10 protein-coding genes are annotated in these 11,381 nt (G+C 64.4%); 1 reads left to right on the top strand and 9 read right to left on the bottom strand.

What is annotated here, in order from left to right:
- Positions 1–124: 124 nt before the first annotated feature.
- From H8A95_RS07055 to H8A95_RS07040, 4 genes are all read right to left on the bottom strand, one after another.
- Positions 125–1,105, bottom strand: coding sequence for a LysR family transcriptional regulator (locus H8A95_RS07055; RefSeq protein WP_229182503.1), 981 nt, complete (start codon positions 1,103–1,105; stop codon positions 125–127).
- Between the two features lie 500 nt (positions 1,106–1,605).
- Positions 1,606–3,231: a hypothetical protein gene (locus H8A95_RS07050; protein ID WP_229182502.1), complete on the bottom strand. Its 1,626-nt coding sequence runs from the start codon at positions 3,229–3,231 to the stop codon at positions 1,606–1,608.
- Between the two features lie 265 nt (positions 3,232–3,496).
- On the bottom strand, positions 3,497–5,059 hold the full coding sequence (locus H8A95_RS07045) for a 2-isopropylmalate synthase (RefSeq protein ID WP_163162316.1): 1,563 nt from the start codon (positions 5,057–5,059) through the stop codon (positions 3,497–3,499).
- Between the two features lie 530 nt (positions 5,060–5,589).
- Positions 5,590–6,153 (bottom strand): bifunctional transcriptional activator/DNA repair enzyme AdaA, encoded by a 564-nt coding sequence (locus H8A95_RS07040; RefSeq protein WP_229182501.1) that lies wholly within the window; start codon positions 6,151–6,153, stop codon positions 5,590–5,592.
- Between the two features lie 141 nt (positions 6,154–6,294).
- Here H8A95_RS07040 and H8A95_RS07035 point away from each other — a divergent pair, with 141 nt between their 5' ends.
- A complete protein-coding gene (locus H8A95_RS07035) occupies positions 6,295–6,720 on the top strand; it encodes a nuclear transport factor 2 family protein (RefSeq protein ID WP_229182500.1) in 426 nt (141 codons plus the stop codon).
- 162 nt (positions 6,721–6,882) lie between these two features.
- Here H8A95_RS07035 and H8A95_RS07030 read toward each other — a convergent pair whose 3' ends face one another.
- From H8A95_RS07030 to H8A95_RS07010, 5 genes are all read right to left on the bottom strand, one after another.
- The gene (locus tag H8A95_RS07030) at positions 6,883–7,827 is read right to left on the bottom strand and encodes a polyphosphate kinase 2 family protein (RefSeq protein ID WP_229182499.1); all 945 of its coding nucleotides are present in this window, start codon (positions 7,825–7,827) and stop codon (positions 6,883–6,885) included.
- The gene (locus H8A95_RS07025; protein ID WP_229182498.1) at positions 7,793–8,803 is read right to left on the bottom strand and encodes a branched-chain amino acid ABC transporter permease; all 1,011 of its coding nucleotides are present in this window, start codon (positions 8,801–8,803) and stop codon (positions 7,793–7,795) included. The genes H8A95_RS07030 and H8A95_RS07025 overlap by 35 nt, the downstream gene beginning before the upstream one ends.
- Complete coding sequence (locus H8A95_RS07020; RefSeq protein ID WP_229182497.1) at positions 8,800–9,681, bottom strand: branched-chain amino acid ABC transporter permease; 882 nt, start codon at positions 9,679–9,681, stop codon at positions 8,800–8,802. Before H8A95_RS07020 ends, H8A95_RS07025 begins: the two co-directional genes overlap by 4 nt.
- 216 nt (positions 9,682–9,897) lie before the next feature.
- A complete protein-coding gene (locus H8A95_RS07015) occupies positions 9,898–10,602 on the bottom strand; it encodes an ABC transporter ATP-binding protein (protein ID WP_229182507.1) in 705 nt (234 codons plus the stop codon).
- Between the two features lie 5 nt (positions 10,603–10,607).
- Positions 10,608–11,381, bottom strand: coding sequence for an ABC transporter ATP-binding protein (locus H8A95_RS07010; protein WP_229182496.1), 774 nt, complete (start codon positions 11,379–11,381; stop codon positions 10,608–10,610).

Below are 11,381 nucleotides of genomic sequence, written 5' to 3'. Positions count from 1 at the left end.
GTGCACGACAGGATTCAGCGGAACTGTCATTGCGCTTTAGCGCTTTGCCTGAGCGTGGCCTCTGCGCAAACGCTTCACGTTTGTCGCCAGGGAAAGCCTGCTTCGCACTTTTCCGGATCGGGCATTAGCTAGCTCGTCCGCCGCCCCGCTCCGTTTCGATCGCACGCAGATAGTCCAGCATCAGGCGGCTGGTTGCGGACAGATGCGCCGCATCGCGGACGACGATCTTCAGCTCGCGCCGTCCCCAGTCGTCGCGCAGCGGGACCGCGCGAAGGCCCATGCCGGCGCCAACGACCTGATAGGCGCGATCGGGGATCAGCCCGAGACCCATATTGGCCTGCACCATGCGGCACACCGCATCGAAGCCGGGCACGTTGATGCGCAGCCGCATCGTCTTGCCGGCTTGCGTGGCCGCATATTGCGAGCGCAGGTAGATCGAGCTCGCGGTGTGCAGGCCGATCTGGTCGAAATCGAGCGTCTCGATGAACCGCAATTTCTCGCGGCCGGCCAACGGATGGTCCTGCCGCATCACCACCACCAGATTGTCGTAGCGGTAGTGAAACGCTTCGAGCGCGCGGCTGTCGGCCTCGGCCGAGCAGATGCCGATCTCGGCCGTGCCCTCCTCGATGCCGCGCACCACCTGCCCGCTCGGACGTTCCTGCAAATCGACACGGAGCAGCTCATGCGCGGCGAAGAAGGCGGAGAGGTCCTCGGGCAGATACTGCACGATCGCCGATAGGTTGGCGAGCATGCGGACATGGCCCCGCACGCCTTGCGAATATTCGGACAGCTCGACCGCGATCTTCTCGACATTGAGCAGCGTGACCCGGGCGTGATGCAGCAGCGCCTCGCCGGCCGGCGTCAGCGCCATGCCCTTGGCAAGCCGCTTGAACAGCGTGACGCCGAACGCCAGCTCGAAATCGTTCATCCGTTTCGACACCGCGGACGCCGCGATCCCCTCGCGCTGCGCGGCGCGGGTGAGATTTTGCTCGTCGCAGACCGCGACGAACAGACGGAGCGTGGTGAGGTCCACCCGGCGCGTCAGCGAGGTCTCCGCCGGTGTGGCGGCGCGCGGGAGGTCGACGTCGATGGAGGTCAGCGACATGGGCAGCGTCCCCGGGAAAGAACAGAGGGTACGCTGGGGATGCCACGGAAGATTCCAAAGCAGTGCGGGATCTGACGGATTGTTGGGATGAGATTCCAACAATTCGAAGGAAAAACGCTTTCGATTCCAGGATGCGAAAAACGCAGCTCCAGCGGGCGGCGGTTGGCCAGGTGAAATGATACTCCCGCAACGTTTAGCGTTAACACGCGGTGTTGGAAGAGATTTAGCTGGCTGGCACAAACTGCCGATATCAAGGTTCTTTATGAAGACGCAAAACTGTTCTCGTCCGGAGAACACCGGTCACAGTTTGTGCCATCACTCTTCGTTTCAGTGGCCCAAATTGGGACCACCGGAATCAGGAATGTAGAAGCGTAACCCGCCATCTTCGATCCGCGCGACGGGCTGCGGGTTACGGCTGCGCCCCTACGATCTCTTAACCTAGCCTGCGATCCCGGCTTGCCGATGACGCTTGCGCTCATCCGCGCAAGGCCCTCGTGGAATCACCGAATTCCTGTTTCGAGCCCCGGTTCGCGTACGCCTGTAACGATATAGTCCGGCATCGCAAGACTCGGATAGAGCTCGGCCCATCCTTTAGCCACATCGGCCTCGATCGAAGCGCGATGCGGGTTGTCGCGCCGGATCGCCAGGCCGTAATTGAAGGCACCGGCGATCACGACATAGCGCTGATAGAGGCGAGGATCGGACAGCATCCTGGATCTCAGGCCGGTGTAGTCCTGGTGCGGAAACCAGATGATGTCGGGCTTGAGGCCGAGCAGATAGTCCATGCTCAGGCCATTGCGCCCGATCCGGGTGTCGTTGAGCCCGACGAGGTCGATGACTGCAATATTCGGCGCACTGCTCCCGATGTATCCAACTTCGGAGGCGGCAACGACGGATCCTTCGGGCAATCTGGCAACGATGCCGTCGCCGATCTGCCTGATGACCGCGAACCACTCCTTCTCGGGCAACGGCGTCGTCGCCCTGGTCTCAAGCCTCGGCATCGCGATGGGTTGCGGCGAAAGCATTGCGAAGGAGAGACGACCGATCGCAGGTTGCAAGGCAAGGACGCCGAGGAGCGCAGCAAGACCGACTGCTACGCCTCGCGCCGGGCCGCCGACCGACAGTCCGTGCGAGAGCACCCTGTCAAGCGAAAGCAGGCCCGGGATGACGACGTAAGGAAGGAACGGAATGAAGAAGCGGCCATTCCAGCCCATGACCTGGCGCACCGTGAGCAGATAGCAGACCGTCAGGGCCGCCGGCAACGCAAGCACCAGCATCGGCGGCTGGATGCCACGGCGGATCCCAATGACCAGAGCTACGATGAATGGAATTGCGATCGACAGCGCCAGGACGAGATAGCCGATCGCACTTTCCGTATTGAGAAAGCCATCATATCCGTGCGCGGATTTCGCGTAGAAGCTCAGGGGCAACGCCGAGCCGTAATATGCCTGAGCGAGGGCCAGGGAGACCAGCACGAGCGCAAGCGGAAATGCCACGAGCCACGCGAGATGGCGCCATCGCCAGACCGATGGTCGCGACATCAAGGCGAGCAACGGCACGCCAAGCGCGCAAATGCCGTTCTCCGGTCGGGTCAGGATGGCCGCCAACGAGACGAAGCCCGAGACGATTGCGAGGCTGGTGCTCGGTGCTTCCCTGTACCTGATGGCCACCAGCATGATCGCAGCGTTGGCCAGCAGCGACAGCATCGTGTCCATTCCAGTCGTGAGCTGGGCTGCGAAGGCAGGATGCAGCAGCAGCGGCAACCCGACCGCGCCGATGGCAACGGCGGGGTCGGCGAGAAGCGGGTTCTCCGCTTCTCGCTTGACGGCGTAAGCCATCACGGCAATCGCCAGGCCTCCCGTCAGCCACGACGCGAACTGCAGCGCGGTGGCGGCCGACAATGGCAGCATGAAAAATGGCAGCAGCACGAACAGCCAGAGCTGGCTCGTCAACCCATAGGTCGGAGGCCCGTCCGCATTCCAGGCCACCCCTGTCCCGTTCAACATGTGAGCGCCGTAGCGGTGATACATATAGGCGTCGTCGAACGTCAGAGGCCCGCGAAAGACGTACCAGAGCAGCCATACCGTGACCGTCGTGCCGACGAGGACGTTGCGCGCCAGAGGCACAGCCCGACCGCCGCTGAGAGTCTGCGGCCCGGGCACGGGCGAGATTCGCTCAAAGGTTTCCGCCGGATCCATACCGGAGGTTGTACCTGCGGCGAATTGACGAAAGGTTGCTACTCCGTTGCTACGATCAGGGAACCCGGTGCCGCCGGTTCCTGCCGGCAACGGCAAGGCCGTTGCAATGGTAATGGCGGGCTTGAACGGGTGAGCCCAAACAAAAACGCGGCGCCGAGGCGCCGCGTTTCGAACTCTCGATCGTTCTCGTTTGTCAGCCCGCGACCTTGGTCGCCGGGACGTCGCGCTGGCGCTTCATCACGATCTTGTTCAGCGCGCCGAGATAGGCCTTTGCGGACGCGACCAGCGTGTCCGGATCTGCGGCGCGCGCTGTCATCGAACGCCCTTCGTGGGCGAGACGCACCGAGACCTCGGCCTGCGCGTCGGTGCCTTCGGTCACCGCGTGGACCTGATAGAGCTCCAGCTTGGCCTCGTGCGGCACCAGGCGCTTGATGCAATTGAAGACGGCATCGACCGGACCGTTGCCCTCGGCTTCCTCGATCTTGATCTGGCCGTCGACGTCGAGCTTCATGGTCGCGCGCTGCGGGCCATGGGTGCCGGCGATCACGGTCAGCGAGGTCAGCTTGATGCGGTCGTGCGCGGCCGCCATCTCCTGGTCGACCAGCGCCTCGATGTCCTCGTCGTAGATGTCCTTCTTGCGGTCGGCCAGCGCCTTCATCCGCGTAAAGGCATCCTCCAGCTGATTGGCGCCGAGCTTGTAGCCCATCTCCTCCAGCTTGTGGATGAAGGCGTGGCGGCCGGAATGCTTGCCGAGCACCAGCGAGGACTGCTTCAGGCCGACCATCTCGGGCCGCATGATCTCGTAGGTCGAGGCATCCTTCAACACGCCGTCCTGATGAATGCCGCTCTCATGGGCGAACGCGTTACGGCCGACGATCGCCTTGTTGTACTGCACCGGGAACGAGGTGGCCGCCGACACCACCTTCGAGGCGCGGGTCAGCTGCGTGGTGTCAATCTTGTTCCAGTACGGAAACTTGTCGTTCCGGACATTGATCGCCATCACGATCTCTTCCAGCGCGGCGTTGCCGGCGCGCTCGCCGATGCCGTTGACGGTGCACTCGACCTGCCGCGCACCGCCGACGATGCCGGCCAGCGAGTTCGCGACCGCCATGCCGAGGTCGTTATGGCAGTGGACCGAGAAGATCGCCTTGTCGGAGTTCGGCACGCGCTCGATCAGCGTCCGCATGAAGTGGGTGTATTCCTCCGGCACCGTGTAGCCGACGGTATCGGGGATGTTCACCGTGGTGGCGCCGGCCTTGATCACGGCTTCAACGATCCGGCACAGATAGTCCATCTCGCTGCGGGTACCGTCCTCGGCCGACCATTCGACGTCGTCGATCTGGTTGCGGGCGCGGGCGACCATCGCGACCGAGGTCTCGATGACCTCCTCGGGGGTCTTGTTCAACTTCACGCGCATATGCAGCGGCGAGGTCGCGATCACGGTGTGGACGCGGCCGCGGCGGGCGAACTTCACGGCTTCGGCGCAGCGGTCGATGTCGGCCGGATGGGCGCGGGAGAGGCCCGCGATGACGGAGTTCTTGGAGCGACGGGCGATCTCGCTGACCGCCTGGAAGTCGCCTTCCGAGGTGATTGGGAAGCCGGCCTCGATGACGTCGACGCCCATATCGTCCAGCAGCTCGGCGACCTCGAGCTTCTCCTCGAAGGTCATGGTGGCGCCGGGGCACTGCTCGCCGTCGCGCAAGGTGGTGTCGAAAATGATGACGCGGTCCTTCTCGGACTTATCAGCGGTGGCCATGTCAGAAATTCCTTTAAGCTTTGCGCCCGTCATGTTGCTCCTCGAGCAATTACTTGGGCGATATCAGGGTCCGGTGATCTCGTACAAACCCCTGAGTGCCCAGGCGCAAACGCCCAGCCGGCCCTCAGGGGCAGGTAAGAAGCAGGCCGCCAATAAGCAGGGTGGGCGCTGCGGCCGGGATCGTGGCGGTAGCCTGGGCCACCTCCCCCGAAATCCCATCAATTTGGCCGCGAATCAGCATTGCCAGACCCTGTTGAGCGCCGAAATCCTCGGTCAAAACCATTGACGGTTGGTTGCCGGGACGCGCTGTGCGCCGTCGTTCTAAACGATTATGGCAAGCCGCCGCAATGGGTAAAGAGGGACAGCGGGGTTGACCTATGCGCAGCGGCGGGCGTGAGGACGGCCACGACAGTGAGGGGCGCACCGGCGGAGGGGTTCCCTCCCCCCTTGCCGCCCCGCAAGGGGGGAGGGAGCCTGACTGGCGTGCTCACCTTACGCTGTCGACAGCGTCGCTCACTCCGCACTCCCCCTCACCTGCGTCCGCGCGAAGACGCGCGCAGGCTCGACGGCGAGCGACCGTAGAGATCAGCGAAGGCCGCGTTGAAACGGCGGACGCTGCCGAAGCCGGCGCGGAAGGCGATCTCGGTCATCGCCTCGTCGGTGGTGTCGATCAGGCGCTTGGCGCGCTGCACGCGGCGGGTGGTTGCAACCTGCTGCGGGCTTGCGCCGACATGGCGCTCGAACAGCCGGGCCAGATGGCGCGCGGTGATGCCGAGCCGGTCGGCCAGCGCGGCAACCGAGCCGCGCTCCAGCGCGCCGCCGTCGATCAGCTTGAGCGCACGCGCAACCGTGGAGCGCGTGCCGTTCCACGCCGGACAGAACGGCGCGGTTTCGGGACGGCAGCGCAGGCAGGGCCGAAAGCCGGCTGCCGCGGCAGCGGTCGGGTAATAGGTGACGTTGCGCGGCAATGGATGCTTCACCGGACAGACCGGGCGGCAATAGATCCGCGTGGTCTTCACCGCGGTGAAGAAGCGGCCGTCATAGCGCGCGTCGCGCCGCAGCCGTGCGGCGTTGCAGACCTCGAAGCTGAGCATGACCAAAGACTAGCGCATCGCGCGATCCAGGGAAGTGGCCGGCGGTGATGAGGTCCGATTCCGGCCAGCACATCCGGCCGCGCTGACCTAGATCGAGCCGATCGATCAACCTCTGCATCGATCAGCCCTGGAGACATCGCAATGACCAGCCCGACCACCAAAGAAATCGTCCTCAACGCCTGGCAGACCTTCAGGACCCGTGACGCCAGCCTGATTGCCGCCGTGTTCGCGCCGGATGCCGAATGGATCGCGCCGGCCCGCAACGCCACCGCGGTCGCGCTCGATCACACCGATCACATGATCGGCGCTGACGCGATCGCCCGCTTCATCTCGACCGAGATGCATCGCCTGTTCTCCGAGATCGACATCGCGTTCCGCGCAGTTCATGCCGACGGCGACACCGTGATCGTCGAGGAACGAATGCGCGCGACGCTGCCGGGCGGCCGCGCTTACGATAATGACTACTGCTTCGTGTTCGTGGTCGAGGCAGGCCGGATCAAGCAGGTGCGGGAATACATGGATACGCGCAAGGGCTGGCAGATGGTGTTCGGAGAAGCCGCGGCGTGAGGCTGCTGCTCACGATAACAATGCCGCGCTTGCTACACGCCAGAACAAGGAATGCACCGGCAAATCGGTTTCCTCCCTTGTGGGGAAGAAGCCTGAGAAGTGTGCTCACACCACATGCCAGGGCGCCTGTCCGTCAACACGCGAAGTCAGCGGATCGACACGCTACTTCTTGGCGGGCACCTTCTTCTCGGCCGCCCCGCTTTTTCCCTCCGCCAGCAGCGAGTCGCGGATGCGCTTGAATTCGCTCAACTCGGCCTTGTCGACCTCGGGAAATTTCAGATCGAGTTTGTCCAGCGCATTAACGATGGTCGAGCCGATCACGACGCGGGCGAACCATTTGTGGTCCGCCGGCACGATGTGCCAGGGCGCATCCCTGGTCGCGGTGTGGTGGATCATGTCCTGATAGGCGGCCTCGTACTTTGCCCATAGCGCGCGCTCGGAAATGTCGGCCATCGAGAACTTCCAGTTCTTGGCCGGCTCCTCGAGCCGGCCGAGGAAGCGCTGGCGCTGCTCCTCCTTGGAGACGTGCAGGAAGAATTTCAGGATCATGGTGCCGTTGCGCGACAGATAGCGTTCGATCGCGGAGATGTCCTCGAAGCGTTCGCGCCAGATATTCTTGGTCACCAGCTTCTTCGGGAGCTTCTGCTTGTCGAGCACCTCAGGATGCACCCGCACGATGAGGCATTCTTCATAGTAGGAGCGGTTGAAGATGCCGATGCGGCCGCGCTCCGGCAGCGCGACCATCGCCCGCCACATGTAGTCGTGGTCGAGCTCCCGCGACGACGGCTGCTTGAAGGACGAGACCTCGCAGCCCTGCGGGTTGACGCCCTCGAACACGCTCTTGATCGCGGAGTCCTTGCCGGCGGCATCCATGCCCTGGAAGATCAAGAGCAGCGACCAGCGGTCCTGGGCATAGAGCTTCTCCTGGAAGTCATTGAGCCGCTTGCGGTTGGCCTCGATGATCTTGCCGCCGCCGTCCTTGTCGATGCCGCCCTTCTCGGCGGTCGGATACGACTTCAGGTGAAATTCGGCTGATCCGTCGACGCGGAACGGCGCGACGAAGGGCTTCAGTTCATCGGCGAGCGATTGGGACGGTTTGTTGCTCATGGCCTCTCGAGGGCTTGCGTGGCGATTTGATCCGGTCGATCACGCTACCAAGAATGCCCTTGGGCAGGAAGATGATGAAAAGCACCAGCAGCACGCCATAGACCAGATTGTCCCAGCCGACCGCCTTGGTGCCGAACGAGATGCGCAGCACCTCGGCCAGCACGATGGTGATGACGGCGCCGACCGTCGGCCCGAGCGCCACATAGACGCCGCCGACGATCGCCGCGAACACCATCTGCAGGGAAACCGCGATGCCGCTCACCGTATCGGGTGAGATGAACATCTGGTACTGGCAATAGAGCGCGCCTGCGAGCGCGGTCATCAGCGCGCTGATCAGGGTGATCTTGAGCTTCTCGGCGGTGACGTTGACGCCGGCGGCGGCGGCGGCATCTTCATCCTCCGAGATCGCCTCCATGGCGTGGCGGATCATGCTGCGGTCGATCGCGCGCCAGATCACCAGCCCAGCGACCCAGACCGCGAGCGCGATCAGATACCAGGCGGTCTTGTCGTCGAATTGCAGCGCGAGCAGCCCCTTGCCGCTCGGCGCGCGCTGCGGGGTGTAGCCGAGCGAGCCGCCGGTATAGTCGCGGGTTGCAGTGATGACCTGCAGCACGATGCCCGACAGCGCCAGCGTCACCAGCACGAAATAGTGCCCGGTGATGCGGAAGCGGAAGCAGGGATAGGCGACGATCAGCGCGAGCACGCCCGCGGTCGCCATGCCGAGGGGAATGCCGATCCAGGGCGAGACGCCGAGGTGGTTCCAGAGCAGCGCGGTGACGTAGGCGCCGATGCCCATGAAGCCGCCATGTCCGAGCGAGACCAGGCCGAAGCGGCCCATGATCGACCACGACGTATAGGCGAACGACCAGATCAGGATCTGCACCAGCACGTGCAGATGATAGGGATCTCGGTGCACGAAGGGCAGCGCGACGAGCGCCAGCAGCCCAATGATCCAGCCGGCGGTCTGCCTGTTCACGAGCGCCTCGAGAGCAGGCCCGCGGGCCGGATGAACATCATGACGATGAAGAAGGCGAACGCCAGCACGTAGCCCCACTCGAGATCGGAGAACAGGCCGCCGAGCGAGATGATCTCGGCGAACACGAAAGCGGCGATGAAGCCGCCGATGAAATTGCCGAGGCCGCCGAGCACACAGATGAGGAAGGTGATCGGCCCGAACGACAGGCCGACGAACGGATGCACGTCATATTGCAGCACCAATAGGCACGCCGCGAGGCCGGCGAGCCCGCCGCCGATCGCCGAGGTGACGAGATAGATCCGCCTGGGGTCGACGCCCATCAGCGGCATGATCTGGCGGTCCTGCGCAATGGCGCGGATCGCGGTGCCGGTGAAGGTACGGGTCAGGAACAGATAGACGCCGATCATGCCGGCGAGCGCCGCTCCGAACGAGAGCAGCCGCGCGTAGCTGAAATTCATCTCGCCGAGCGCCAGCACCGGCAGGCGGATGCCGAGATTGCGGAAGTCGATCCCGAAGGCGACGGTGGCGAAGCTCTGCAGGATGAACAGCACGCCGCCGGTGGCCAGCAGCTGGTTGATCGGCGGCGCGGTCAGCAAGGGCGCGATGACCAGGAAATGCAGCGCGGCGCCGAGCAGCGCGACCAGCAGGATGACGAGCGGCGCGGCCGCCCAATACGGCAGATGAAAGACCTGCACCAGATAGTACATGCCGTACATGCCGATCATCACGAGCTCGGCGTAGCAGATCCAGGTGACGTCGATGACGCCGAAGATCAGATTGAGCCCGAGCGCCAACAGCGCCAGCACGCCGCCGAGCAGGATGCCGTTGATCACGGCCTCCAGCAGGTAGATGTCGAAGATGCCGAGGAAGGATTGCATGGCCGTTCTGCCTTAGACCGTGGCGGCGTCTGGCTGAATCATCATAACCGTCAACCTGAGGTGCGAGCCTTGCGGCGCACTTGCGCCGCTGGGCGAGCCTCGAAGGATGCACGGCCACCAGCCGGGCCGTGCATCCTTCGAGACGCCGCTTCGCGGCTCCTCAAGATGACGGGAAACTGTGTGGGCGCGCCTGTCCGATCCACGATCATCATTCCTTCACACTCCCAAATACGCCTGCTTGATGGTGTCGCTGGCCGCGAGCTCCGCCGCTGACCCGGCGGCGCGGATGGAGCCGGCTTCCAGGAGATAGGCGCGGTCGACCACGCGCAGCACCTGCTGCACGTTCTGCTCGACGATCAGCACCGTCAGTCCCGAGGCGCGGATGCGCTTGACGAGCTCGAACACCTGCTGCACCACGACCGGCGCAAGCCCGGCCGACGGCTCGTCGAGCAGCAGCAGTTTCGGGTTCGACATCAGGGCGCGGCCGATCGCGCACATTTGCTGCTCGCCGCCGGACATCGTGCCGGCCATCTGCTGCAGCCGCTCCTTGAGCCGCGGAAACAGCTCGAACACGAACTCCAGCCGCTCCACGTAATGCGCGCGGGCGCCCGGCATGTAGGCGCCCATCTTCAGATTGTCCGCGACCGTGAGCCGCGGAAACAGCCGGCGGTTTTCCGGCACATGCGCGATCCCGAGGCTGACGATGCGATGCGGCGGCGTCGCGACGACGTCGGTGCCCTCCATCGCGATGGTCCCCCGGATCGGGCGGATCAATCCGGAGATCACCCGCATCAAGGTGGTCTTGCCGGCGCCGTTCGGGCCGATCACGCCGACCGCCTCGCCCGCCCTGACGTCGAGGCTGACGTCGAACAGCGCCTGGAAGCTGCCATAGCCCGCATCGATCGACTTCAACTCCAGCATGCCGGTCACGCCCCGATCCGGCGGCGCGCTTGCGCTGCGGCCGCGGCTGCAAGGCTCGCATCCGCATCGGTGCCGAGATAGACCTCGATCACCCTGGCATCGCCGGCGACATCCGCCGGCAGGCCTTCGGCGATCTTCTCGCCGTGATCCAGCACCATCACGCGATCGACCACGCGCATCAAGACGCCCATGATGTGCTCGACCCAGATGATGGTGATGCCGAGTTCGTCGCGGATCCGCCGCAGCATATCGGCGGCCTGGTCCATCTCGGCCTCGTCGAGCCCGCCGAGGCTTTCGTCGGCGAGCAGGAGTTTCGGTCCTGTCGCGAGCGCCTTGGCCAGTTCGAGCTTCTTCAACCCCGCAGCGCCCAGCCCCTCGACGCTGGCATGGCGATCGGTCGGCAGCCCGACCATCGCCAGTGCACGCTCGGCCGCCTCCTCGGCCCTGCTGCGGCTGTGACGGCCCTGCCCGTAGAAGCCGGCGAGCACGACGTTCTCGAAGATGCTGAGGCGATGAAACGGCCGCGGGATCTGGAAGGTGCGGCCGATGCCGCTCACGATGATCCGATGCGGGGCGAGACCTGCGATCTCGCGGCCGTCGAACAGGATCGAGCCCTCGGTCGGCGGCAAGGTGCCGGAGAGCATGTTGAAGATGGTGCTCTTGCCCGAGCCGTTCGGGCCGATCAAACCGAGGATCTCGCCCTGCTCGACGCGGAACGACACATTGTTGACGGCGCGAAAGCCGCCAAACCGCTTGACCAGGCCTTCCACGGCGAGCAC

This window comes from Bradyrhizobium oropedii (assembly GCF_020889685.1).
GTDB classification, from domain to species: Bacteria; Pseudomonadota; Alphaproteobacteria; order Rhizobiales; family Xanthobacteraceae; genus Bradyrhizobium; species Bradyrhizobium oropedii.
The sequence above is the reverse complement of the archived record's forward strand: the minus strand, read 5'-3'. Positions and strand labels throughout refer to the sequence as shown.